The 25,970-nt window shown below is 37.2% G+C and carries 21 protein-coding genes; 8 read left to right on the top strand and 13 right to left on the bottom strand.

Going from position 1 to position 25,970, the window contains the following annotated elements; all coding sequences use genetic code 11:
* Positions 1-2: 2 nt before the first annotated feature.
* Positions 3-2,024 carry a GAF domain-containing protein gene (locus FCR06_RS07125; protein ID WP_138498146.1) on the bottom strand — a complete coding sequence of 674 codons (2,022 nt, stop codon included), beginning with the start codon at positions 2,022-2,024 and terminating at the stop codon, positions 3-5.
* Positions 2,025-2,898: 874 nt separating this feature from the next.
* On the bottom strand, positions 2,899-3,234 hold the full coding sequence (locus FCR06_RS07120) for a hypothetical protein (RefSeq protein WP_069070862.1): 336 nt from the start codon (positions 3,232-3,234) through the stop codon (positions 2,899-2,901).
* A gap of 70 nt (positions 3,235-3,304) precedes the next feature.
* Here FCR06_RS07120 and FCR06_RS07115 point away from each other — a divergent pair, with 70 nt between their 5' ends.
* From FCR06_RS07115 to purT, 7 genes are all read left to right on the top strand, one after another.
* Positions 3,305-3,553, top strand: a complete 249-nt coding sequence (locus FCR06_RS07115) for a hypothetical protein (RefSeq protein WP_138498145.1) — start codon at positions 3,305-3,307, stop codon at positions 3,551-3,553.
* Positions 3,554-3,633: 80 nt separating this feature from the next.
* Positions 3,634-3,834 (top strand): hypothetical protein, encoded by a 201-nt coding sequence (locus FCR06_RS07110; RefSeq protein WP_138498144.1) that lies wholly within the window; start codon positions 3,634-3,636, stop codon positions 3,832-3,834.
* A gap of 153 nt (positions 3,835-3,987) precedes the next feature.
* Positions 3,988-4,377: an alr0857 family protein gene (locus FCR06_RS07105; protein WP_138498143.1), complete on the top strand. Its 390-nt coding sequence runs from the start codon at positions 3,988-3,990 to the stop codon at positions 4,375-4,377.
* A 395-nt stretch (positions 4,378-4,772) separates the two neighbouring features.
* Entirely contained in the window at positions 4,773-5,723 is a 951-nt protein-coding gene (locus FCR06_RS07100) for an ABC transporter ATP-binding protein (RefSeq protein ID WP_138498142.1), read from the top strand.
* 136 nt (positions 5,724-5,859) lie between these two features.
* Positions 5,860-7,629: an ABC transporter permease gene (locus FCR06_RS07095; RefSeq protein ID WP_138498141.1), complete on the top strand. Its 1,770-nt coding sequence runs from the start codon at positions 5,860-5,862 to the stop codon at positions 7,627-7,629.
* Between the two features lie 313 nt (positions 7,630-7,942).
* The gene (locus FCR06_RS07090; RefSeq protein WP_138498140.1) at positions 7,943-8,422 is read left to right on the top strand and encodes a pentapeptide repeat-containing protein; all 480 of its coding nucleotides are present in this window, start codon (positions 7,943-7,945) and stop codon (positions 8,420-8,422) included.
* 150 nt (positions 8,423-8,572) lie between these two features.
* Positions 8,573-9,736: a formate-dependent phosphoribosylglycinamide formyltransferase gene (gene purT, locus FCR06_RS07085; protein WP_138498139.1), complete on the top strand. Its 1,164-nt coding sequence runs from the start codon at positions 8,573-8,575 to the stop codon at positions 9,734-9,736.
* A 207-nt stretch (positions 9,737-9,943) separates the two neighbouring features.
* Here purT and FCR06_RS07080 read toward each other — a convergent pair whose 3' ends face one another.
* From FCR06_RS07080 to FCR06_RS07030, 11 genes are all read right to left on the bottom strand, one after another.
* Positions 9,944-10,258 (bottom strand): hypothetical protein, encoded by a 315-nt coding sequence (locus tag FCR06_RS07080; protein ID WP_138498138.1) that lies wholly within the window; start codon positions 10,256-10,258, stop codon positions 9,944-9,946.
* A gap of 160 nt (positions 10,259-10,418) precedes the next feature.
* A complete protein-coding gene (locus FCR06_RS07075; RefSeq protein WP_138498137.1) occupies positions 10,419-12,617 on the bottom strand; it encodes a GumC family protein in 2,199 nt (732 codons plus the stop codon).
* Positions 12,618-12,780: 163 nt separating this feature from the next.
* Entirely contained in the window at positions 12,781-13,974 is a 1,194-nt protein-coding gene (locus FCR06_RS07070) for a DegT/DnrJ/EryC1/StrS family aminotransferase (protein ID WP_138498136.1), read from the bottom strand.
* A gap of 64 nt (positions 13,975-14,038) precedes the next feature.
* Positions 14,039-15,112 carry a peptidoglycan bridge formation glycyltransferase FemA/FemB family protein gene (locus tag FCR06_RS07065; protein ID WP_138498135.1) on the bottom strand — a complete coding sequence of 358 codons (1,074 nt, stop codon included), beginning with the start codon at positions 15,110-15,112 and terminating at the stop codon, positions 14,039-14,041.
* Positions 15,113-15,226: 114 nt separating this feature from the next.
* Positions 15,227-16,087, bottom strand: coding sequence for a hypothetical protein (locus FCR06_RS07060; protein WP_223280061.1), 861 nt, complete (start codon positions 16,085-16,087; stop codon positions 15,227-15,229).
* On the bottom strand, positions 16,084-17,004 hold the full coding sequence (locus FCR06_RS07055) for a hypothetical protein (protein ID WP_223280060.1): 921 nt from the start codon (positions 17,002-17,004) through the stop codon (positions 16,084-16,086). Before FCR06_RS07055 ends, FCR06_RS07060 begins: the two co-directional genes overlap by 4 nt.
* A 36-nt stretch (positions 17,005-17,040) precedes the next feature.
* Positions 17,041-17,694 carry a sugar transferase gene (locus tag FCR06_RS07050; RefSeq protein WP_138498133.1) on the bottom strand — a complete coding sequence of 218 codons (654 nt, stop codon included), beginning with the start codon at positions 17,692-17,694 and terminating at the stop codon, positions 17,041-17,043.
* 183 nt (positions 17,695-17,877) lie between these two features.
* On the bottom strand, positions 17,878-19,035 hold the full coding sequence (locus FCR06_RS07045) for a glycosyltransferase family 4 protein (protein WP_138498132.1): 1,158 nt from the start codon (positions 19,033-19,035) through the stop codon (positions 17,878-17,880).
* Entirely contained in the window at positions 19,035-20,096 is a 1,062-nt protein-coding gene (locus FCR06_RS07040; RefSeq protein WP_138498131.1) for an NAD-dependent epimerase, read from the bottom strand. Before FCR06_RS07040 ends, FCR06_RS07045 begins: the two co-directional genes overlap by 1 nt.
* A 10-nt stretch (positions 20,097-20,106) precedes the next feature.
* On the bottom strand, positions 20,107-21,387 hold the full coding sequence (locus tag FCR06_RS07035; protein WP_138498130.1) for a nucleotide sugar dehydrogenase: 1,281 nt from the start codon (positions 21,385-21,387) through the stop codon (positions 20,107-20,109).
* A 510-nt stretch (positions 21,388-21,897) separates the two neighbouring features.
* The gene (locus FCR06_RS07030; protein ID WP_138498129.1) at positions 21,898-23,541 is read right to left on the bottom strand and encodes a DUF4091 domain-containing protein; all 1,644 of its coding nucleotides are present in this window, start codon (positions 23,539-23,541) and stop codon (positions 21,898-21,900) included.
* Positions 23,542-24,476: 935 nt separating this feature from the next.
* Here FCR06_RS07030 and FCR06_RS07025 point away from each other — a divergent pair.
* Positions 24,477-25,826, top strand: coding sequence for a pre-peptidase C-terminal domain-containing protein (locus FCR06_RS07025; protein WP_138498128.1), 1,350 nt, complete (start codon positions 24,477-24,479; stop codon positions 25,824-25,826).
* Positions 25,827-25,970 lie beyond the last annotated feature (144 nt).

Raw genomic sequence — 25,970 nt, 5'->3', positions numbered from 1 at the left:
AATTATGGTTCACTTTCTGAGGAAAATTGGGGTAGAGTCAGCATGAAGCAAATTTCGCTCTGTTGAAAATCAGGGATTGGTTGACTTTCAACGATGATCGCCCCATTAAGATGCTGCACTAAAGACTTAACTAAAGCAAGTCCCAAGCCCGTTCCAGGAGTCCAGCGTCCCTTTCCGCGACGGAACTTGTCAAAGATGTAGGTCGCTTCTTCTTGGGAGATGGCACGTCCAATGTTCGTCACTTTTATGATAACTCGATCAATTTGTTGATCAACTTGATGAAAGGCGTGTAGGTGAACTTTGCTATCATGATCTGAGTATTTACAGGCATTGGTAAGCAATTCTTGGAGAATGCGGTCAAAACTTTCTAGTTCAGTTTGCAGTTTTAGCGACTCTTGTGGCAACTCTAAAGAAATGTTTAATCCCTTCTCAGCAAGTTTTTTCTCAAAAGATGCTGCTATATGGTGGATTCTGGTATTTAAATCTATAGTTTCTAATTGCGGAGCTTCGTKAGGTGACTCTAGTTTCTGGAGTGTCAGCAGGTCATTGATTAAGTTAATTTCTTTGGTACATTCCTGCTCTAAGATATCTAGATATCTAACCTGACGTTCTGGTGCTATTCCTGGCAAACGTAAGTTACGAATTGACATTAGCATGTTTGTCAGGGGGTAGCGTAAGCGATCGCTCATATTACTCAAAAATTCATCTTTGAGTTCGTTAAGTTGTCGCAACTGCTCAACATATTGCCGGGTTCTTTCATGCAATTTTGCTTGGAGTTCCAAACTGCTCTGTAGTTTTGCTGTTCGCTCATCTACCAAAGTTTGTACTTGACGCAATGTCTGTGACTGAATAATGGCGTTACTCACTTGAGCACAAACCATTTCCACAAGATTTAATTCTGCTGGTTGCCAACTGCGAGCAAGAGATTGCTGTAATACCAAAAATCCTAAGATTTTACCTTGACTTTCTAATGGCATTAACAGTACCGCAGGTAATTCCTCTAGCGCAAATAATCCAGCAGCAGAGAAGCTATCGTTTTGGGCTGTATAATCATCAAAAATTACTGGTTTTCCAGAATCTATGAATGCACGCTGGCATAAACCACACTCAGAAAGCAAAAAAGACTGATCTAAGATATCTGGTTTACTGGTGCGGCAATTTTTTGTTGACTTTGCCCATTCACCAACCACCGTACCTTTGGCTTTGGGAATTTGTTTTTTCGGTTGAGTCCTAAATAGTGGATCTGTATATTTCAACAGTATTAGCAAACCACGATCTGCCTGTAAAGATTCAGCAGTAGAGGTGATAACTAATTGGAGCATTTGATTGAGCTCCAAGTTACTGCGACTTAATATAGTTAATTGCTTGATTAAGCTTTGATGCTGGTTGCTCTTTTGCAAGTACTGCTGTTGTTCGGCAATTAGCTGCACTTGTGCAACTCGAGAAAAAGCGATCGCGCAAGACGATTCCACCTGTTTGAGCAGTTGTTTTTCTAATTCACTCCAATCATAGGGTTGGAATTTAATCAGACAAATCACCCCATTGTTATTACCACCAAATCGGGTAGGAATTGCTAAAACTGCTTTTATCGGTAGTGGCAGATATTGACAGCCAATTACCAGACTGTTTTGAATGATAGAAATGTCTTCAATAGTCAATGGCTCAGCAGCACATTGCAGCACTGGGGAGTGCATAAGCAACTGTTCCATCGAAAATATCTCTTCTGGGTGTGGTAACCCTAAATACTCATCAGCACACCAATTAGTAGTAGTTGGTTCGTCGGAAATCTCACCTGTTACTGAAACCAAGCAGCAACAATCCACTTCAAAAGTAACTCCTAGCAATCGGGCAATATCTTGCAGCATCAATTGCGTCGCCGACGAGCTATTGGCAATTATTTGATTAATCTTTTGTACCAACTGGAGGGCTGGTTCTTCCTGATGCTGCATCACCTTGACTTGGTAAGGTTGTAGTCGATCTACGTCATTTAAGTACTGTGGCGGCGACGATAAAGGCTTTTTCATTGTTGGCACGCCCTTGGATAATAAATCGATTGTTTTTGCACCCAACCTTTTGGCATATTGTTCACCGTTAGTTGTGTTGCTACACCTCGATCATTGACAAATTTTGGATGAATACTTTCTCTCACCTGTTATAGCCCTTTTCTATGTCAGATGGCCAAGTTTCCAAATATATTAAGCAAATTGCTACATGGATACTGAGATACTTAGGATATCTAAAATCCTTGGCTCAAATTATTTTTAGTTTCTTTATATTGATAAGATTATCTAACTTTGACTTAGAATATCTTGTCTGTAAGTATACATAAACCGTAATTTCTCTGGAATCAAGGCGTAATGTCAAGATTTTTAGCCGTAAAACCACTGAATTAATTTTACATATTTTGTAATATTTGTTTCTTTGGTAGTATACTTAACAAGCTATCTTTTGATGTTGTGTTAGTTTCAAATAGATATAGCAAAGCGAAGCTGGAAAAATATTAGGCTTAAAACCTATCCCAATACCTGATGGTGAATAAAGCCAAGTGGAATCTAGACCACAGTGCTTTTTAGAGGATGGTATCTAAAGTGCTAACCTCCAAGAACACGTAAGGAGGAGAAAGCCGCACTTCGTTTTTTCAAAGCGATCAAGCAGAGTTCTCGATATTTGAGTGATATTAGGCAGGTTTTGCTTTTGGGTTTGGTATTGAGAAGAAATTATTTAGCCATTGGCAGTTATCTATTACCAACTTTGTTTATATAAATGAAATTTATTAAACTAAAAAAAGTTATAATTTTTAACAATTAATTTTACTCACTATAGAAAATAAAACTAAATTTTGAATGCAGCCCGATCATTTAGTCATAATAACCGAGCTGCATTCGCCTGGATATAAGACTATCCAGCCAAACTCTCGACACTCAAAGGAACCATATCGCCATTCCTCGTTAGTCCTAACAACATCGGTTGTTGTGGTTGAATGAGTTGACCTGTGAGTACGCAGCGTTCTTCTTGCTGAGCTGTGGCGGCGATGCTAGCTCGAATATCCGCTCGGGAAAATCGCGGCTTCCACTCACCAGATTTTTGCTGAACATAATTCCAAAGAATATCTCGGATCAAAGCTTGGTATCCCTGATTACCAGCAATTTCTTTGAGTTTATCTTTGAGTTCTCGTTCTAGGCGGATGCTGGTAACTTCCATATCAGTGGTTGGGGTGCGAGCGATTGTATGCATGACTTTTCTCCTTAGAGGTATAGACAGGATAGTAATACAAGTGTAGTATGTTTAAAGGAATGTTCAATAGGTGAAATTTTCTGTGAAATCCATTTATCCCATCTCTACTTCCTTATGCGCTACCAATTGCCGAGCCGATTGGGAATCAGCTGCTGTGGGAGTGGAGTATTTATTTATGGGCGACAGTAGTCGAAATCATGGGCAAATCACAGAGGGTAATGATGAATTTAGATATCTGAGCATTAGTGGGCTGATTGCAAAACCACAACTAGATGAAGAAAGCGGGGGGTACAGGCGAAGGAATACTGTACCGATATAAGACCAGAAAATTTTTCGGTCAATTTCCAACCCCCGCTTCAGGCAAACAAGAAGCGGGGGTTTTTTATAAGGAGTGAAGCTGTGACGACTGCAACGCAACTGTTAGAGCAATCCGTAGTGATGTTTTATCAGAATTTTTTACCACTATGTGAGATTAATATCAAGCGGGTGCTTGTTTTATTAGTGACAAAAAAAACTCAAGTACTGGGTTTTACCACGGAAATTAAATGGCAAATTCACTTACTCAAGTTGGTAATGGATGTCGAAGGTTCTACGAGTTAATTAGCGGGAAGTATTGCTGGCAAACGATCGCAGTTGCCAAGATTGCGTTAGCAGCAAACATCTAACGCTAGATTATCTGATACCGCGATTTACAGGCTGAACAGTTTTGAATAAATGTGCAAGCAAACCTGGAATAACAGGAGAGCATAAGGAATGCTGAAATTAACTTACACTGAAAACAGTTTTTACTTAGAATTTATCACTCAGTCACTAGAAGAATGGGTAGCGCAACGAGTAATTTTGGCACTACGAGTTGGACAAACTCTGAGCGTTGAACCCAGTACAGCTTCCTTTTTGCTTCCTGTTGATTTACCAGGAGTAGAAGTGCTGAAGGCTGAGGTGAAAAGAGATGACAGAGAAATTATTGCTCTGTGTGTCTGCGATAGCGAATATGTAGAAATCACCTTGCGGGGTTCTTGGCTCTCAAATGGTTCTGAGGATGCTATAGGTGTATTTGTCACTACAATGAGCGATCGCGTTGAATTCTTTTTGCACAAACTTTGGCAGGAAGCTCAAGCCTGTGCTTCTGTGATGAGCGAATAAACAAATCAGAAAGGGTGAGAAATTTTACTCACCCTTTCTGATTTAATTTCTGAAAGTTTGGGAATTGTCACGAATTGCCAACCTTTTTGCTAAGTTATGACCTATTCCAAACTTTAATAAAAGGAATCACTGAAGATAATAGGCATATTTATAATCAATTCAAGATTCATACAGCTTTCACCTGATTAACTCAGAAGACTTAGACATTTCTAGCCTTAGTATTCCCGCTAGTAAAAGTTAATAAATATTATTTAATTATTTAAAACTTTAATGAATAGTGTCATCACACAAAGTGACTTTACATAAACTTAGTTTCAATTTCCGAAACCAGCCTGACAAATACTGGAGAAACAGGTTAGCTTAACTGTTAATCACGAGCCGTACCCCCCGCAGCGATGGTAAAAGAATTAGCAATTTATACCCGTGGACTAACTAAACAATTTGACCGATACGTTGCTGTCAATGACGTTGATTTAGAAATCCAGGCGGGTGAAGTATATGGACTCATTGGGCCAAATGGCGCAGGTAAAACGACTCTGATCCGGATGTTGGCGACTGCTGAGGAACCAACTACAGGCGAGATTTATATTAATGGCGATCGCCTGTTACGTGACAAGAGTAACCCTAAGCTCAAGCGTCGTCTTGGCTACTTACCTGATGACTATCCGCTGTATGAGGATTTGACAGTCTGGGACTACTTAGATTATTTTGCGCGTTTATATCGCTTGCGGGAACCGCGCCGCACCCAACGGCTGCATGAAGTTTTAGAGTTAATCCAACTTGGTAACAAACGCCACAGTCAGATTTCTACCCTGTCACGGGGGATGAAACAGCGTTTGAGTTTAGCACGAACCATTATCCACGAACCGATTTTACTATTACTAGATGAGCCTGTTTCTGGTCTTGACCCGATTGCAAGAATGCATTTCCGTGAAATCATCAAGGCTTTACGAGAAGCTGGGATGACAATCTTAATTTCCTCCCACGTTCTCAGTGATTTAGCACAATTGTGTACTTCTGTGGGAATTATGGAACTTGGTTTTTTAGTAGAAAGTACTTCGCTACAGCAACTTTACCAACGTCTTTCACACCAGCAAATTGTGTTATCTACTTTGGGGAAAATAGAAGTACTTTTGAGTGAGTTGAAGCATTATCCTTTAGTAAAAGAGTGGGAGGTGATACCAGGAAAAAACAGCATACGGGTAAATTTTTCAGGTACACAGGAAGAATCTGCCCAATTATTGCGATCGCTGATTCAAACAGGCATTCCTTTGACTGATTTTCACTGCATACAAGAAGATTTAGAAACTATTTTCTTAAAATTAGGTCACAAACAAGCATCTTGATTAGGACTGATAAATAAAAAATATCCTACTGTTCGCACTCAACAATCGTCAGTTATCAACTTCAAACGGAATAATTTATTTTTCAAAGTTCCCTTAGTCAATAACTATTACTCACCAATTTTTGGAGATTTATTCGATGATGCTCAATTTTATAGACAAAATAGGTGATGCAAATCCGCAATTATTACGGGAACTCAAAGGACGCCTGAAATTTTTTCATGTGGCGATCGCTGTTGCAACTTCCCTACTACTGCAACTAGTAGTTTTTTTATATCAGTTCCGTGAATTTCCTGGTGAGAAATATTCACTGACTAACACATACTGTCGTTTGCGGTCAGCATACGGGCAGCTACTAACACAAGCTTACCAGCAATCAGATCAATCTAAAATTGCTGAATTAAATAATTTTATCTCCAAGAATTTCTGCCCAGAAAACCAAATTGATTGGCAGTTGTGGTGGCGAGACCATTGGGAATATATATTCCTTTCTTTTAGTGTAATTTTTGTATTTACACTGTTAGTTGCAGGAACTTATTTACTAATTAATGATTTAGCCAAAGAAGAACGTCGTGGTACGCTGAATTTCATTCGTCTGAGTCCCCAATCCGAAACAAGTATATTGACTGGCAAGTTGCTAGGAGTTCCAAGTTTAATTTATTTGGTAGTCTTAACAGCCCTTCCTTTACATTTGTGGGCTGGACATTCTGCCAACATAGCTTTTAGTTACATTTTGAGTTACTACGCTATTGTTGTTGGTAGCTGTATTTTCTTCTACAGTGCTGCATTACTGTTTGGATTAGTTAGTCGTAAGTTCAGTGGTTTTCAACCGTGGTTAGGTAGTGGTGGAGTGTTATTTTTCTTGTTCATGACGATGATGGTGGCATCGTCTTTCCGCAATTTAAATAATTCAGGTGCTTGGTTGAGACTGTTTAATCCTTGGGATGTCACAAATTATCTGTTTCCTAACTTGTTCCGTATATATAATGGTTCACCTCTAAAAAGCTTACAGTTTTTTTATTTACCAATAGGAACAAATATTGTCAGTGTTGTTGGCTTCCATTTATTAAATTTTGGATTATGTACTTACGGCATTTTTCAAGCACTCAAACGTTGCTTCCGTAATCCTCAAGCCACAGTAATCAGTAAGGGACAAAGTTATATATTAGTAGCTTTTTCCCAACTGATGATGTGGGGATTTACCTTACAAAATTCGCAGACAGTTTTCAATTTAGATGAACAAATTGAGCGAAATATTGCTTTGACTTTGATAGCATTATACAACTTAGGGTTGCTTTTCAGTTTAATTGCAATTCTTTCTCCTCACCGTCAAACCGTACAAGATTGGGCAAGATATAGACAACAGCAAGTTTCCAGCCACAAGAGTGTTTGGCAGGATTTAATTTTGAGTGAAAAAAGTCCTGCATTAGTGGCGATCGCCATCCATCTGACAATTATTAGTATCCCTTGGCTGGTCTGGATTTTACTTACATCTGTTTTGGATACACATCATAGCCCAAACTGGACAAGTGACAATGTTGACAGGTTAAAATTACTTTTAGCCCTAGTGTTGTCTATCAGCATGATGTTGATTTATGCCACTATCGCTCAATTAATACTTTTGCTGAAAACTCCTAAACGTTCTTTTTGGGCAATTGGAACTATCGGTGCAGTAATGTTTTTACCACCGATGATTTTAGAATTTATTGGCATGTCTTCCGAAAAAAATCCCACTATCTGGCTGTTTTCAACTTTTCCTTGGGCAGCAATACAATACTCTGAGGCTACAACAATTTTTATGGCATTCATAGCCCAATTGAGTGTTTTGGCATTATTAAACTTCCAGTTAACAAAGCAGGTAAAATTAGCAGGTGAATCTGCTACAAAAGCATTGTTAGCAGGACGTTAGTTCAGTAGTTGAAACATCTTAAAATACTCGATTTCTTTGAGAAATCGGGTATCTTGTTTTTCCGGATTGCTATATTATATTTGTTTACAGAGAAAGGCAGAGGGTAAAAGGCAGAAGGCAGAAAGTAAAAAGTATTAATTAAAACTTTAGTTATTGACATCAACGGTTAGAAAGTTTTCCCAAATCTTGGCAACGTATAAATTAGCTGTAGCGATATACACCTATACATTTTTATTCATCTATCTGTAGTGGTAATTATATTAAATACTATTAAATTTTTGAATAGCACAACTACTATAATAATCTGAAAATCATGCTAGATCCTTCTCCTGAAGACCTACGCCATATAGCCATCCAATTTTTAGAACAAAGCCCTCTACAACGTTTAAAAATTCTTAAACAATTGGGTATAGCTCGTTATGAGTTTTTAACTAAGATTCGCTCCAATGAAGCAAATATCATTTGTATGATGAGATTTTTAAAATATCCAAATTACCTAAAGTTTCCTAATCTTCACAAAGCTGATTTATCTGATTTAATTTTAGATGGGGTAAACTTCATCCGAGGAAATTTATCAGCCGCAAATCTGCAAGGTAGCAGTTTAGTCAATGCTGACCTATTATTTGCAAATTTAACAAAAGCTGACTTGAGAAATGTAGATTTGAGAGGTGCAACTTTGAATGAGACTATTTGGTTAGATACATTAGTAAGTCGATGTCAGCTTGGTGCAGGTACTGGTTTAACTCATCTGCAACAGCAAGATTTGCAACTGCGTGGAGCTATATTTAACTAACTTAGAAATAAGGAGTAGGAAATAGGAGGTAGGATAAATAGTTTCATCTCCAGTTGTGAACTTTTATTTATGGATATCTCTTGAGAAAAAAGATAATTAAAATACAAAAAGTTATAAGATTATTAAATTAATATTGACTTGGATAAATTAATGAATGTTAAGCTACCCCAAAAACTGATGCTGCTTGGTTCTGGGGAACTAGGCAAAGAATTTGCGATCGCTGCTCAGCGTCTTGGTAATTATGTGATTGCTGTTGACCGCTACCCTAATGCTCCAGCAATGCAAGTTGCTGACTGTTTTGAAGTGATTTCTATGCTCAGTGGCAATGATTTAGAAGCTATAGTTACTAAACATCAACCAGATTTTATTATACCAGAAATTGAAGCCATCAGAACAGAAAAACTTACCRAATTTGAACACAGAGGAATTACAGTTATTCCGACGGCGGCTGCTACTAATTATACAATGAACCGCGATAGAATTAGGGAACTGGCACATCAACAATTAGGTATCAGAACACCTAAGTATGGTTATGCAATAAGTTTAGAAGAATTGATTACTGTTTCTGATGAAATTGGGTTTCGTAATGTTGTTAAACCTGTGATGTCATCATCTGGAAAAGGTCAGTCTGTAGTCCAGGATAAAAGCGAAGTAGAGAAAGCTTGGAATTATGCGATCGCTAATTCTAGAGGTGACAGTCAAAAGGTAATTGTAGAAGAATTTATTAATTTTGAAATTGAGATAACTTTACTAACTATTAAACAGTGGAATGCCGCAACAATTTTCTGTTCTCCTATTGGTCATCGTCAAGAACGAGGCGATTATCAAGAATCGTGGCAACCAGCAGAAATTTCTGAAGACAAAATATTAAAAGCCCAAGAAATAGCTATAAAAGTCACTGAAGCTTTAGGAGGAGCTGGAATTTTTGGCGTTGAGTTTTTCATTACTAAGGATGAAGTGATTTTTTCTGAACTTTCTCCCAGACCACATGATACAGGGATGGTGACATTAATTTCTCAAAATCTCAACGAATTTGAATTACATCTGCGAGCTATTTTAAACTTACCAATTCCTTATATAGAACAATTAGGAGCATCAGCTAGTGCAGTAATTTTAGCTTCAACAAAATCTGATTCTATTATTTTTGCTGGTGTAGCTGAGGCTTTATCAGAAAAAGATGTAGATATCAGATTATTTGGTAAACCGAATGCTCATCCATATCGGCGAATGGGAGTAGCTTTAGCAAAAGGTCTGAATGTCCAAGAGGCTAGAAAAAAAGCTACTAATGCTGCAAGGAAAATTAGAATTATTTAGTTTTCTTACTTAAGTTTACTTATAGTAAGGCAAGGAGTTTAGAAAGTTTTTCACCCAATCAAATATAAGTCTTATATAACTTATAAAATATCTTTATTTTAACTGTCATTAGTTCTGGTAATTAGTTTTTCCCAAGAACAAATGGCAAAGGATGATTAGGACAATAATTTTGACCTTATCATTTAAGATTCCTATATCAGTTTAATATTAATAAGTACAAGAGTTGAGAATATTCACCACTGCATGAAAGTTTACTCCGAGCATATATTGATTACTATTGGAGAAATTTTCTAAAATTAACAAAACTGTTTTTGTGCCCTGAGAGTTGCTTTTTTGAGGTTGAATTATAATTACTACTTCATTTGCTCCACCCGGAACGATCGCGAAATTAGCAATTGATTGATAATCTACTCCATCCTTGGCTGTTCCTCGAATGCTGTACTTTACTGTTAAATCTTTAGTAATATCACCATTACGAGTAATTACAAACTCACCAATTTCTCCAGATTGAGATGCATACATTTTTGTAGCTCTAATGCTTACAATTGTCGGGTAGCTAGACTTAGATTTTAAATAATTATATTTATTGTTATTTTCATCACCAAATGTTAAACAAAAGTTAGTTGATAGTGTATTTTTTTGATGAAAATTACTAAAATTAACAGTAAGACTTGGTTGTAGACTAGAAACCAGGCAGCTTGATTCTAACAGGTGATTTGTAGTTTGTGGATTCTTCATTATTTTCCTCATTTGAGTAGTAATAACTGTAACGTTCATGCTGGGAAACAACTCCGTTTACTACTTGTCCTAAGACATTCTGACCAGATTTTTCTAAAAGCTCTTTTGCAATAGTGGCACTAACAGAATCAACTACTCCTGGACGAACAACAAACAAAACACCATCAGCCATTTGACCTAAAGTAGCAGCATCAGCTGCAACGTTTAATGATGGAGCATCAATAATTACGAAATCGTAGTAAATAGAAAAAGTTTGAATTAATGTAGCCATCTTTTTAGAGTCCAGCAGTGAACCTGGATTAGGAGGTATAACTCCAGAAGTAAGGACATATAAATTATCCATTACTTGTTTGATGGCTGTATTAGTTTCAGCTTGCCCAATAATCAAATTACTAAGTCCTTGATTATTAATCAATTCCCAAATTTTATGTTGAACAGGACGGCGCATATCTGCATCTACTAATAACACTTTTCGCTCCATTTGAGCCATTGTGATAGCTRAATTAGCAGCTACTGTAGATTTGCCTTCTCTGGGGACGGAACTAGTGATAACTATAACTTTTAATTCCTTATCAGCACTTGTAAACTTGAGATTTGCTCGTAGCATTCGGTATGCTTCATTAATAGGCGATCGCGGCGCATCTCTAACTACAAGTCTTTTAGTATATAACTCAAGTTCTTCCTTCCCACGAAGAGAGTTTTTAGATTTATTGAAAGTAGGAATAATTCCTAATAAAGTAAAATCCAATAATTCTTTTGCCTGCTCAACATTCTTAATTGATTTATCTATTTTTTCTAAAATATATACAATTGCTAAAGCTGCCAAACTAGACAATAAACCTGTACTCAAATACAAAAACATTGGAGAGGAAATTGACTCTTCTGGAACTTCAGCTTCCGATATCATGCTGGCATTACCCAAATTTTGATTTTCTGCTATTCGGCTCTCTTGCAGCTTTTGGAGTAAAAGTGAATAGGTAGATTGCGCAGCTTCTACTTTACGTTCTAATTGTCGCTGTTGTTGTTCTAATCTTGGCAGATTGTTCAAACGTTGCTTATAAGCAGCTTGTAAATTAGATAAAGTAGTGATTTGGCTTGCTAAACCCATACGAGTTGACTCTAAATCTACAAGCTTTGCAGAAAGTTGCTGTTGTAGTTCTCCTAATTGAAAATTATTATTTAATTGTGGTGATTTTATACCGATAACGTTTTTAATCCGTTGTTGTAGTAGCTCATTTAAAGAGCTTAATTTGTATTGTAAATTGATAATTTCTGGATGATTGTCTTGCAAAACAGTCCGTTTAGCTGCCAATTGTGATTCTAGCTGTTGGATTTCTTTAAGAATATCTTGCACCCCTGAAGTTTGACTAAGGGAAGTCATAATTACAGCTTGTTGGGAGTTCATACCCAATTGTTTGCGGATTGCTTGAGTCTGTGCCTCAGCATCAGTAAATCTAGATTTAGCTTCACTAATTTGCTGTTGTAATTGTGTGATTAGTTCCAGCGATTTACTTGCTTCTTCTTGTAAGGAGACAATTTTATGTTTTTCTTTAAATTCTGCTAGTTCTGCTTCTGCTTGTCGAACTACTAATTCTGCATTTGGTAATTGTTTTTCTATAAATTTGCGAGCAGTTGCAGCTTGACTTCTATGAGAAGATATATTGTATTCTAAATATACATCTATGAGAGTATTAACAACTTTTGCAGCTATTTCTGGGTTTGTATCTTTATAAGAGATACTTAAAATATCAGCTCCTTTTATTTCCTTGACTGTCAACATTTGCAAAAATTGTTTTATTTTTAATTGTGAATTATTATTGTCTTTTAGATTAAGTATAGTTATTGTATTTTTGAGAACTGGAATAGAACGGATAACTTCTGCTTCTGTATTAAGAGGATTACTTTTATCATCGACTAATGGTTCTAATTTACCAATTTCTGTTCCTACTCCTGTTAAAGAAGAAGTAGTATTTATTCTTTGGAATTTTAGCTTTCCCTCTGCTAAGTAATAAGGCTTTTTAAAAAACGTAGCTACCTGTAAGATTATGAATACACAGATAAAAACACTCAAAGCAGGAATCCAACGACGTTTTAAGATTTGCCCATAATTATCGAAACTTTTAGAAGATTCTTGTATTTTCATAAAATAATCGCAAATACTTGATAATTGATAATTTACAAATTAAAAAACAGAATTTAGGAAGTAAAAAAGGTAATTATAAGTACATAAAAATACTTTAATTCGATAATAATAAATAAAAATATAAGGAAAGCTTTATTTTAATTAGGGTTTTTATTTTCATAATTCATTTATTACTTATACAAAAAGTCTTATCAATTATGAGTTCGGACTCTCGAATTATTTGTTGATGTTTCTGATGAACTGCTTGAATTTCAGTAATTACTATATCTAAATCTTCATCTGTAAGATTAGACCCAGAAGGTAAGCAAAGACCGCGTGCAAATAAATCTTCTGCCACTGCACCACCAAAACATTCACATTCAGCAAAAATAGGCTGGATATGCAAAGGTTTCCAGACAGGACGGGATTCTATTTGTTGTTCAAAAAGCGCAAGGCGAAGTTGTTCTCGGTTTGCACCAAAAGCCTCAGGTTCTACTGTTATGCAAGTTAACCAGCGAGTAGCGTATCCATAATTAGCTTCTGGCATGAACTCTACTCCTGGCAGATTTTTTAAAACCTGGTAATAATTTTCAAAATTACGTCGTCTAGCTGCTACTCGCTGATTTAAAACACTCAATTGACCGCGACCAATACCAGCTAAAATATTACTGAGACGATAGTTATAGCCAATTTCTGAATGTTGATAGTGAACAACGCGATCGCGTGCTTGGGTTGCTAAAAAACGTGCTTTTTCTACTAATTCTAAATCATCAGAAACTAACATCCCACCGCCAGAAGTAGTAATAATTTTATTACCATTAAATGAGTAAATACCAATACGTCCAAAAGTTCCTAACGAACGTTCTTTGTAGGTAGCTCCTAAAGCTTCAGCAGCATCTTCAATTAAGGGAATATCATAATAATTACAAGTCTGCAAAATAGGGTCAATATCTGCACTTTGACCATATAAATGTACAAGCACAACTGCTTTAGGTAATTTGCCTTTTTTAGCACGGTGTTGGAGTGCTTCTGCTAACAGTTCGGGATTCATGTTCCACGAAGTGCGATCGCTATCAATAAATACTGGTTTTGCTCCTAAATAAATAATCGGATTAGCACTAGCAATAAACGTTAAAGTAGAACAAAAAACTTCGTCACCAGCCTCAACACCAACTAATCGCAAAGCTAAATGTAGAGCCGCTGTACCCGAAGTCACAGCAACAGCATAACTAGCACTAGTTACTTGACAAAATTCTTGCTCGAAAGCATCAATATGCGGACCAACAGGAGCAATCCAGTTACTTGCAAAAGCTTCTTTAACTAATTCTAGTTCGCGTTCGCCTATGTGAGGTGTTGAAAGCAGAATTGGTTTATTCATTTAGATTAACTGAATCAGTTTGGTAATAAAATTATATTTTTGGATGAATATTACTAGTTTTTACTCAATTTAAAGAACGATAGGCCGGAAAAAAATTTGATTCTAGTAAATTTTTTGGCTTAGTTTTTAAATAGTTTGCTTGTAATTCAACTAAAGAATTATATTTTTCTATATCTGTAATTAGGCGGAGTGTTAAAAATGGATGCTTTTGTTTAGAAAACCCTGCTTTGAAATTGTAGAGACTATCTTTAGCTGAGCCAACACCACCACCCAAATGCAAAAATTTATTTCCACATTCTTTAGCCCAAAATCGCACATAATCAAACATTAACTTGCTAGGAGCTTGTTTTAAAAACTCATTTTTTGTCCCTCCCAGGTGGTATTGAACTATTTCACAACATTCGGTAAATATTCCAGCACAAGCAATTTGATTGTTGAATTCTACGAGACATAAATAAATATTTTTATTTAACTTTGCCAAATTATGAAAATAATCATTATCAAAATAAAAATACTTTTTTGCTTCTACACGGTTCATGGTTTCATTATATATACTTATAAATTTATCTAAATACTCTTCTAATTTCACTATTCTTGCAGTAAATCCATTACGTTTACACCTATTAATATGATTGCGATGTTCTGGTCTAGTTTGATGCCATATTTCTGATGTTGATAAACTTAAATCTACAGATACAGTTTCTCCAGTAACTTGAGATAATCCAAGTGGTAAAACTTCATTTAGCCCTTGGTTTAATATTGGATGCAATCGGAAAAATGCCGAACAAACTTGGCGATCGCGTAGCCCAGCTATTAACTGATTTACTGCTAATTGTAAAAACTCTGGTGTATTAGCTGCGGCTTGACTCAATAAAATTCCAGGATAACCATAAGGAGATACAATATCCCAAATCAAAGGAATTTCTAGTTTTGTAACAAATAAATTATTTACACAACGCAATAAATAAGGTAAAAACAATATTTTTTCATTTTCAAATATTAATATAGCTTCGGGAATAGCATTAATTCTTTTAGCTTCTAAATTTACATATTCAGGCAAATGGTATATATCATGATTTAGTTTTTCTAAAATTTCTAACCACAATGGATCTGATAAACTAACTATTTTAAAATCCATTGATTTCTCCTGTATTTAATTTCAATTATGTCTTCTAACTGATACCAACTTGCATGTAATTTGCATCATTGAAAAATTTTTATTCTCCTAATATGAGCAGTGTTTTTGTAAATATTAATCGTGGCCAGTCAAACGATAGTATTTATGCGGATACTTCCAGCGGATAAATTGCTCGACGAGCGGATTTATCTGCACTTTGGCAGGGATATATACCACCGGAAAGCCCATTTTCTCTTTGAATTGGACTATTCCTGGCTTTTCTCGCCAGTCCTGACCGATGGCAAATTCATAGATTCCAGCAGAACGACGGCAGACTTGCACAAACTCAAAAACTAATATTTTATTGATATTGTTCTTTGATGCTTCAGTGGTGATGTAGAGATCCTCTGCATATGCAATGCCGTTGACAGCGTACCCGCTGATATAACCACAAAGCTTTGCATCACTAAGTCCTGCAAGAATCAGGCGACGTTTGGGTACAACATAATCCACAAGATTCATCATATATTTCTCTCTAGAAAGCAATGGTTTCAATTGCGTTCGTGTAGCCGCTGAGAGAAAGACATCATATCCTTGCTCTTCTAGCAGTTGTGTACCAGTTAACTCGACAATATTAAAAAAATGGCGATTTTTACGAATGTTTTGTCTGTTATTTTTGTTGATGCTATACAAATCGTAGTCTTGAAGGTTAGACAATAAATGAATCGGAATTGACCCATTAGCACTTAGCACGTCATTTTCAGACAATGATGCTTGAAATCCCCAGCATAGTTGCATCGGAGGAGTTACTTGTTGAATCTGTAAGCGCGCTAACAAATGGATTGGCTGATAGAAACCAAAACGTCGTTGTTCCCAATAGCACCCACGATGAAAGATAACGTGTGCACCTTCCTTGCAGCGCCAACTGGCGAATTCTTCTTCCGTCATTGAAGTCAGCACTGCTTCGGATACATCTCGCATTTGTTGAAAACTCATACTCCTTTACTTTTTGTATTTTGATTACTAGTGAAAAGCTTCCTCTGGTGCGATCGCAGTTGACGACCGACTAGCCGATAATACTTATGTGGATATCGCCACCCGATAAATTGCTCAACAATCGGGTTCATCTGTACCTTTGCAGGAATATGCTTTACCTGGAAACCCATTCCTTGTTTGAAGACACAGAGTTTTTCATCTTCACGAGAGTGCAGACCGTTAACAAGCTCGCGAATTAACCCAGACCGGCGACAGACTTGGGCAAATTCAAATAGCAATCCCGTACCAATGTAGGTAGATAATGCCTCAGTGGCGATGATTACTTCATCAATGTAAGCAATACTGTTGACAGCGTATCCTGTAACATAACCGAGAAGCTGCTCACCGTTAAGACCTGCAAGAATCAACTGCTTCTCAGGGGTAGCATAATCACCAAGTGCGGTGAGATAGTCTTTTTTTGAAGGTATCTGACGGTAAGCTGTTCGCTTCAATGCCGATAAAAAGACTTTGTAACCTTGTTCTTGCAAAAGCGCAGGTTTATCTAACTGCACGATATTGACTCGTTTGTAACACCTTCTAAGATGATTTCGGCGATTTGATGTCACACTCTCAAGACTATAGTTTTCCAAATTGGGCAACCAATGAATCGGCATTGAGGCGTTAGCAGAGGTTGCGTCAACTTCAGATAAGGTTGCTTGGAATCCCCAAGATAGTAGTGTTGGTGAGTTTGCTTCTTGGGCACTCAAACGTGCTAACCAATGCAACGGCTGATAGAAACCTCGAATTGTCTCCTTCCAGTAGCGACCCCGATGACGAATCACATGCATTCCTCGTTTGCGGTGCCAATCAGCGCATTCTTCTTCTGTCATCGAAGTTAACACCGCTGCGGATAGATCTCGTATCTGTTGAAAGCCCATATTTTTCACTTCCTCTGCTATAGCCGATAAAAACCGCTATTGTTCATGAAGTTGACCTGTGAATTCCTCCGAAGTAACGTGACCTTCCTGGCTGATGCTTTTTCGCTGGATTACTTGCCATACAGTCATAAATAAAATTTTTAAATCAAGCCACAAACTCCAGCGGTCGATATACCAAACATCCAACTGAAATTTTTTATCCCAAAATCGATCCAATGTGCGGCGACCATTCACTTGTGCCCAGCCAGTAATACCCGGCTGCACTTCATGACGACGTGCTTGTTGGGGTGTGTAGCGGTCAAGATACTTGACTAATAATGGACGAGGCCCAACAAAACTCATGTCTCCTTTCAAGACATTCCAAAGTTGAGGTAATTCATCAAGACTAGTTTGACGCAGAAATTTACCGAAGGCTGTGAGGCGTTTTTCATCAGCAAGAAGATTGCCTTCAGTATCCCGTTCATTGGTCATCGTCCGGAATTTATAAAAGTTAAAAATTTGAGCATTTTTACCTGGACGAGGTTGGGTAAAAATAACCGGGCTACCCATTTTAAAATAAATCGCGATCGCTACACCCACAAATAAAGGAGAAAGAAAAATTAAGGCGATCGCTGCCACAACTCTATCCAATATAAATTTAATTAATCTGCTAAATCTTTTTAACTCAATCCCCTCAAAATTATTATTCATCAATACACCATCCACTCTCAAAATACTTCTCATTCCTCTTCTGTGCAGGCAGATCTGCGTGAATTTCTTTATTCACTATTTTTCTGACATATCAAAATTCCACTAGTTAATTTTTTAACCAATCACAGAGAATAATAAAAAGTTTACTAATTATTTTTAATTAATTTATTACTACATTTCTTTTCAAATAATCTCTAACTCTTGATAGTACTTCTTAAGTCGTCCAAAAACTAATTCTTCATCATAAGTAACTTCAACGCGTTCACGACTAGCTTGACCATAACTTTGTCGCAATTCCGAATTAGATAATAATATTCCCAAAGCCTCAGCTAACTTTTGACTATTTTGAGGTGGTACAATTAAACCCGTTTTTCCATGAATTACTGCTTCTCGACAGCCACGAATATCTGTAGTGACAACTGGTAAACCCATTGACATTCCCTCGAGAATAGAACGCGGTAGTCCTTCATGAGTGAATGTCGGTAACGTGAAGATATCTAGTAAACCTAAAACTTCTGGGATATCTTCGCGTTCTCCTGTCAAGATAACATGTTTTTCAATTCCTAAAGATTGAATTTTTTGAATTAATTCTGTGTAGAAAGGTTCAGGATCACTACTAAGTTGAGAGCCAATGATTAAAACTTGTAAATTTGGAAAATCAGGAAGTAGTTTGGCTGCGGCTTCAATTAAATATCCACTGCCTTTTTTCTGAGTTATGCGTCCAATTGTACCAATAATGAAGTTAGTATTATCCGGGATACCTAGAGATTTTCGTAATTGAATTTGGTGAGTGGAATTGAGGCGATCGCGTCGGAAGCGATTAATGTCTACACCATTACCCAAATAACCCAATTTTTCCGGCGGACAAAGATTTAATTTTTTAGCTGTGGCAATATCTTCATGATTTTGGGTAAGAATCAAATCAGTTATCAAAGCAGTAAATTTCTCAACAGTAAAATAAAAACGATATTGACTAGGTGAGGAGCGATCGTGAAACGGAAAGCCGTGAGCAGTATAGACAATTCGTTTAACACCAGCCAGCTTAGCAGCAATGCGACCTAAGACAGCAGCAATCGGAGTGTGTACGTGAACAAGGTCATATCGATTTTGCCTAATTAATTGCATCAATTGATAAATACTTCTCAAATTTCTCACCAGAGAAATCCGGCGATCAATTTCTATCGGATGAATTACATACCCTTGATTCTGGAGTTTTTTTACTTCTGAACCTGGAGAACAAGCTATTTCAACAGATAGATTCTGAGACAAAAAATAATCTATTTGAGGTCGTAAAAGCGCCTCAACAGTGCCTCCAATTGCACATATATGGAGTATCTTCATTATTCCCGACTCCCCACCCTCACCCAAGAATTTCGGCTTAGTCGAGTATTAGCTTTCTGATAATAAGAACAATACCAAGCTACAAAACGTTCAATTCCTACTTCTATAGGCGTGCTAGGTCTAAAGCCTACATCGTGAACTAAATCATCAACATCTGCATAGGTAACGGGGACATCACCAGGTTGTAGAGGTAGTAAATTTTTTTCTGCTTTCATTCCCAGACAATCTTCTAGCACTTCTATAAAGCGCATTAATTGAACCGGTTGATTGTTACCTATATTGTAAATTTTATAAGCAGCTTTACTCGTTCCTGGGTCGGGTGTATTTCCTGACCAAGCAATATTTGGCTGAGGAATTTTATCCATCACTCGGACAATACCCTCTACAATGTCGTCAATATAGGTAAAATCTCGGCACATTTTTCCGTAATTAAACACATCGATTGGCTGTTTTGTCAAAATTGCTTTAGTGAACAAAAACAGCGCCATATCTGGACGACCCCACGGCCCATAAACAGTAAAAAAGCGGAGTCCAGTTGTTGGTAGACCATATAAATGGCTATAACTATGAGCCATTAACTCGTTAGCTTTTTTAGTCGCAGCGTATAAACTAACTGGATGGTCTACATTGTCGTGAACAGAAAAAGGCATTTTAGTATTAGCACCGTAAACAGAACTAGAAGAAGCAAATACCAAATGCTGAACACCTGAATGACGACAACCTTCGAGGATGTTAATAAAGCCGACCAAGTTACTGTTTATATAGGCGTGAGGGTTCTTGATGGAGTAGCGGACGCCAGCTTGTGCTGCTAAATTGACGACCACATCAAAGCGTTGTTCAGCAAAGAGTTGGGCTATAGTTACCGAGTCTGACAAGTCTATCTGATAAAAACTAAAACCAGGTCTTTCTTGTAATTGAGTTAAACGGTCTTTTTTCAGCACAACATCGTAGTAATCATTGAGGTTATCTAAACCAACAACCTCATCACCTCTGGTCAATAGACACTGGCTGAGATGAAAACCGATAAAACCAGCAGCACCAGTCACTAAAACCTTGACCATAATGTTTCTCCTATAAGCTCCAGTAATGAATATGTGGTGGTAGTGTAGCTTGGCTAAAAATGGATTTGATATCCATCAATACTCCACCTGGACGCAAACAGTTAAGAAGTTGTTCGCAAGGCATATCTAAATAAGCTTGATGACTGACTGCAAATATTACTCCGTCTAAATTAGACAGGTTATGCCAATCGACTAAATTAATCCCATATTCTTGGTGTGCTTCATCAGGATCTACCAGAGGATCGTGTAAGAGTGGTTCAATACCAAATTGCTGCAATTCTCTGACAATATCTGGTATGCGACTATTGCGGATGTCGGGTACATTTTCCTTAAAAGTCAGACCGAGAATTCCTACTCGTGCTTGTTTAATCGACAAGTTAGCTTCAATTAAGAGTTTGACAAAACGCTGACCAAGGTAAGTACCCATACCGTCGTTAATCCGACGACCAGCTAAGATGACTTCGGGATGATATCCCAATTCTTCTGCTTTAGTAGTTAGATAGTAAGGGTCAACTCCAATGCAGTGACCACCAACAAGTCCGGGAGTGAACGGTAAAAAGTTCCATTTGGTGTTGGCTGCTGCTAAAACATCATGGGTGCGGATACCAAGGCGATCGCATATGAGTGCGAGTTCGTTCATCAAAGCAATATTTAAGTCTCGCTGAGTATTTTCAATGACTTTGGCAGCCTCAGCTACTTTAATCGAAGAGGTGCGATAAACACCGACATCAATAATCGCGGTATACACACTTGCAACTCGTTCCAGAGTTTGGGCATCTTCTCCAGCTACCACTTTGACAATCTTTTCTAATGTATGAGCTTTGTCACCCGGATTTATCCGTTCTGGAGAATAGCCCAACTTAAAATCAACACCTGGTTGTAAACCTGATACTTTGGCCAAAGTTGCTTTGCAGATATCCTCTGTCACCCCTGGATAAACTGTAGATTCATACACTACAATCGCTCCAGGTTGTAAGACTTTTCCAACGAGTTCAGAGGCTTTTATTAGCAAAGTCAAGTCAGGATTATGATTGCGGTCAACTGGTGTTGGTACAGCAATTACAAAAAAGTTCGTGTCTACTAAATCATAAAGTTCTGAAGTGATAATTAGACTAGAATTTATTAATTCGTCAGTAGAGATTTGATTTGTACAATCAATACCTTGCTTTAAACTTATAACTTTCTCTAAATTAATATCAAATCCAATAGTCTGGGGAAATTTTTTAGCAAATGCTAGGGCAACAGGTAGACCAACGTAACCAAGACCAATAACTGCAATACGGTTACTCATATCTCAACAAAAGTATATTTATAAATCTAAAATCAGTCTTATAGAGCTTTGCTGACTGGAAGTCGGCATTCAACGATAGTACTCTAGGAGAAGCCTTATGCTGGGCATCTACACACAAGTTGGGAAACACACTTTGAAGAATAACTCAACTTTCACAAAATCAAAAATGGTATTACTTGCTGATTTCTATCTCAATTTTGTAGCACTGTTTTGTTGTTTGAGTCATGCCAAATTGGCGCAGCTTCTACAAATAAAAAGACATAATCACATCTACGGAATTGTCTATGAGTTGTTATTCTTATATAGTAATTCGCTTTAATTTTTGAACTTATTTGTTATTGGCAGGGAGTAGGAAGCAGAGAGGAGCCAGCGCGCTCTGAAGGTTCCCTCTGTTGTAGCAAGTGGCGTTAGAAAATGGAGTTAAAAGTTTTACCCCACTCGCTCATCTGTTTAGATATATCAAAAAATATCTAAATTTTAGTCAAAGTAGCGAGCAATTTCTCAAAATACTTATTGAGAAGAGAGCCTGTCTATTTCCTCTCCCAACTGTCGCCGGACTGATTCGAGGAGATTTATATCCCGCGTCCAGTGCTTCCAGTCAAGACCGACACGCCGAGCTAATGAAAGCGCCCAATCTTGGCGCTCGTGACTTTTAAGTATTTCGAGATACTCGTAATCTTCTACCCCTTCTCTGAGCCACTTGAGTCTCATGGAAGGAACAACTCCTTTGATACCTACCTGTTTTCCAGGATAAAACAACATCCCTTCACCAGGAAAATAGTCTTTGTATTTCTTTTGGAAATAAGTTTGAACGTCGTTCCAGGGGTCTTTTGTCCAAAGGTCAACTCGCCAGTATAAAATTCCCGTCAGTCCAAGGCTTTGGCTAATGAAGCCTGGATGAATTCTGTAGTTGATTGGTTCAAAGTCTATCTGCCATTTCGGAGAGTACCCATCTTGTACCAAGGCATTATAAGACCAAACTTTATTTCCTTTTTGCAGAACTTCAGTAATTCGCTCAGGAGCTTGATCATAGGATTCTGGCAATACTACCCAGATATCTACAGCTGAGCGCCCAGTTCCCGAACCATCATCATAAAGCGCAGGTGTAGGAGTCATTGCTAAGGTGGTTGCGATTCCAGCTTGATGAAAATTTCGCGCCCATTGCTTAACTGGTTCAATTAAATTTGGGCAGTTATCAATTTCATCGGCATATCTAGCGTAGAGAAATAAACCAGATTCATGCTTAGCAGCAGTGGTTTTAATCTTTTCGAGAGAAGGGGCTGGAGCCATTTTGCAAGTATTAACGTTAGCCCCACTCCAAAAAGAAAGACTCCGGGAACGAAGTCCCCACTGCTTAATTAACTCAGGTTCATCTGCCGGATTAAAATGGGCATCAGGCATTAACTTATGTTTGAGAAGTTCTACCATGTCGCTTTTATCTTGATGTTCATAGAATGTGAACTCAGAATTGAGCGATGGTTTTATCGGTAACTCAAAATTCCAAACTTGGAGGTGGATTTTTCCTGCGATCGCTCCTTGGTTGCTGCTAACAGTAAAAGTGCCTTGATAGTCACCAGCTTGAGTGTTGCGGGGTACAAAAATGTCTACCCAAATAGGTTGATTATTCCTAGCTTTCAGGTTGAATGGAACTGCATCTAACTCCGCACCTGTAAGAGCTGTTTTGTTTTCAGGATTAATAAATGGAATTAGTCCATCAGCATACCATCCAGTACCTAAAGATGAATTTGTGCTGCCTTTTTTGTTAGGGCTAGAATGAACAACATGAACGTAATGTTCGCGATAAAGTGTAATATTTTTATTTGAAATTAGTCGATTATTTGATCCAGATAAGTCGGAGACTGTAACATTCACATTTGTTAGACCACCACTGGGTGCGTGAATTCCTATTTGAAAAGGTTCATATTCACCACGTGCAGCGTACAAATGAATCTGGGTTTTACTTGTTGGTGCGTCTTGTTGCTTTATCCTTTCTAGACTTGAAGCCACCCATACAAAAGGGCGATCGCCTAAGGATGAGTTGTTACCTAATAACCAGATACTTGAACAAGCAAATAAAGTCAATACTATTCCTAATATTCCTAAAATAAATTTGAGTACGTTAAAAAACCTAATTTTTTTGCGGAAAAGAGACATTTGAAGTTCTCCTAATTCAAATATTTCTGAAGCGAGAAATGAATTTAACGTTTGGAGATGAGTAAATGCTATAAATATTAATTTATTCTTTAATACTGTTTTTGAAAATAATTATGCAACTTTTGGAGAAAGATAAGTTTTGTTTTGACAGTTGCTATGGGTATGCGATCGCTAATTTTGTGATTATATACTAATTATTTTACTCTAATTATTCTCTGTTCAAAGGAATAAAAAACGGTTAAATACATAAATTATGCGTTAATAAAATTTATGTAAAGTTCAACTCTTGTCAGACTCAAAAATTTTATGGATAATCTATGAATTTAACTTATCTTTCTTTTTAAAATTTTCTTTAATCTCAAAGTATTTTTTTTATTGAAAAATAATACTTTTTTAACAAAATATCTAATATTGAAACCTAACTTAACTAGGAGAGCGCCTTAATTGAAAAAAAATCATAACTTTGACTAAAAGAATAAGGAAGTTTTAAAAAAGTTAATTAAATTTTGCATTTATTTTTATGAAACTATAAATAAATGGCATAAATTAATATTGTAAAGACTTTGTAAAGAAGTTAATGAAAACTTTCACTCATGATAATTAATATAGTTATGGCAGGAAAAAATTTTATAAAAATAATCAATATTAAGAAATTTTTGCCTATTACTTACAATTTGCCTAATCAATAAATTTGCAAGAAAGAAATTATCTAATCTTCTTGTATGGTGAGCGTTTTGTCTCTCTAACCAAAAGGGTGGATTTTGACTCAGCATAATCGATAGTTGGATATTTTTCTTTGGAAGTCGCTAATCCAATCAATAATTAAAGTTTTCCATCTAGGATTACGCAAATGGCAAGTAATTTAGATTGAACTAATAAAAAGTTATTTAATTAAGCCGGAAGTGAAGCTTAGTTAAAAATTGTGGAGAAATGATATGGTAGTTATTTACGGTACGACAGGTTCTGACATCAGAAATGGGACTTCGGGAGATGACACGATATATGGTTGGGCTAATGGTGGGAATGCTAATACTACGTCCGGTAATGACATTTTAAATGGTGCCGCTGGTAACGATAATCTATTTGGTGGGACAGAAAATGACAGTCTTATTGGTGGAGATGGCAATGACACACTTGATGGCGGTACAGGTACTGACAGCTTGAATGGGGGAACAGGTAACGACACTTACATCGTTGACAGTGGTGCTGATATTATCACCGAAGCTGCTAATTCAGGCACAGATAGCGTCCGGTCTTCTGTCTCTTACACACTCATGGCCAATGTGGAGAATCTGACACTGACGGGAAGCAGGGCCATCAATGGTACAGGTAACAGTCTTAACAACTTCCTGTTTGGTAATAGTAGTAACAATACTCTCAATGGTAGAACAGGCAATGACACGCTAGACGGTAATTTGGGAAATGATATCCTCAATGGTGAGGATGGCAATGACAGTCTACAGGGAGGGCCTGGTAACGATACACTCAATGGGGGATCTGGAGACGATGTCCTAATTGGTATTTTTCCTGGTAGTTCGCTCCCACCTGGTTCAGGGGAGATTGATAACTTGATTGGCGGGGTTGGGGTAGATAGATTTGTCCTAGGGAATGCGACAAATGTCTTCTACGACGATAACAACACTACGAACGCAGGTTTTGCAGACTTGGCTAACATTAGTGACTTCAACTCTAGCGACGATCGAATTGAACTCAAAGGATCTCTACAGAACTACCGTCTGCAAGTTGTTGGAAGCAACACACAAATATTCTTAGATAAACCAGGAACAGAGCCAGATGAGATTATAGGTATTGTGCAGGGGAGAACCAATCTGAGGCTTGATAGTGACGACTTCCTTTTCTATGAGCGGGAAAATGCTGGACAAGCTACAAATAATACACTAGCCAGCGCTGAAGGATTGGGTTCTTTATCATCAGGTTCAAATGTTAATCTTGCAGGTGAGTTAGTAACAGTTCAGCCAGGAGATAATCCTGATTTCGACTTTTTTAAATTTTCTATAGCAAATTCGGCAACTGTAACTATCAAAACAGTGACACCTGATGATACAGTCCTCGGTCTGTTTAATAATGCTGGAACTTTACTGCAATTTAATGATGATAGTGGTAATGAATCAGACTTTGGGTCATTAATCACTGCTTCACTAAGTGCGGGGACGTACTCTATTTCAGTGAGTAAATATGCTTTCTTTCCTCAAAATGGTGGAACTTTCTCTGGGGAAAGTGACAGCATATCTGTTCCTTATACCTTGGAAGTTAGTTTAGGATAAGCACGAATAATACCATTTTGGATTAGGAATTTTTGTGTTTGGGTTTTGTAAATCCATCTATTTCAATCCTTTTTAAAATTGGTATAAGTTTTTCAAACATTCTGTAAATCTTTTTACTGGATTAAAAAGATTTAGAAAAAATCA

This window comes from Nostoc sp. PA-18-2419 (assembly GCF_005869855.1).
In the GTDB taxonomy this organism is placed as follows: Bacteria; Cyanobacteriota; Cyanobacteriia; order Cyanobacteriales; family Nostocaceae; genus Nostoc.
The sequence above is the reverse complement of the archived record's forward strand: the minus strand, read 5'-3'. Positions and strand labels throughout refer to the sequence as shown.

Coding starts and splice junctions, on each gene's coding strand:
- FCR06_RS07120 (WP_069070862.1), bottom strand. CDS start 3,234: ATGCATACAATCGCTCGCACCCCAACCACTGATATGGAAGTTACCAGC.
- FCR06_RS07105 (WP_138498143.1), top strand. CDS start 3,988: ATGCTGAAATTAACTTACACTGAAAACAGTTTTTACTTAGAATTTATC.
- FCR06_RS07100 (WP_138498142.1), top strand. CDS start 4,773: ATGGTAAAAGAATTAGCAATTTATACCCGTGGACTAACTAAACAATTT.
- FCR06_RS07095 (WP_138498141.1), top strand. CDS start 5,860: ATGATGCTCAATTTTATAGACAAAATAGGTGATGCAAATCCGCAATTA.
- FCR06_RS07090 (WP_138498140.1), top strand. CDS start 7,943: ATGCTAGATCCTTCTCCTGAAGACCTACGCCATATAGCCATCCAATTT.
- FCR06_RS07080 (WP_138498138.1), bottom strand. CDS start 10,258: ATGTATGCATCTCAATCTGGAGAAATTGGTGAGTTTGTAATTACTCGT.
- FCR06_RS07070 (WP_138498136.1), bottom strand. CDS start 13,974: ATGAATAAACCAATTCTGCTTTCAACACCTCACATAGGCGAACGCGAA.
- FCR06_RS07065 (WP_138498135.1), bottom strand. CDS start 15,112: ATGGATTTTAAAATAGTTAGTTTATCAGATCCATTGTGGTTAGAAATT.
- FCR06_RS07060 (WP_223280061.1), bottom strand. CDS start 16,087: ATGAGTTTTCAACAAATGCGAGATGTATCCGAAGCAGTGCTGACTTCA.
- FCR06_RS07055 (WP_223280060.1), bottom strand. CDS start 17,004: ATGGGCTTTCAACAGATACGAGATCTATCCGCAGCGGTGTTAACTTCG.
- FCR06_RS07050 (WP_138498133.1), bottom strand. CDS start 17,694: ATGAATAATAATTTTGAGGGGATTGAGTTAAAAAGATTTAGCAGATTA.
- FCR06_RS07045 (WP_138498132.1), bottom strand. CDS start 19,035: ATGAAGATACTCCATATATGTGCAATTGGAGGCACTGTTGAGGCGCTT.
- FCR06_RS07040 (WP_138498131.1), bottom strand. CDS start 20,096: ATGGTCAAGGTTTTAGTGACTGGTGCTGCTGGTTTTATCGGTTTTCAT.
- FCR06_RS07035 (WP_138498130.1), bottom strand. CDS start 21,387: ATGAGTAACCGTATTGCAGTTATTGGTCTTGGTTACGTTGGTCTACCT.
- FCR06_RS07030 (WP_138498129.1), bottom strand. CDS start 23,541: ATGTCTCTTTTCCGCAAAAAAATTAGGTTTTTTAACGTACTCAAATTT.
- FCR06_RS07025 (WP_138498128.1), top strand. CDS start 24,477: ATGGTAGTTATTTACGGTACGACAGGTTCTGACATCAGAAATGGGACT.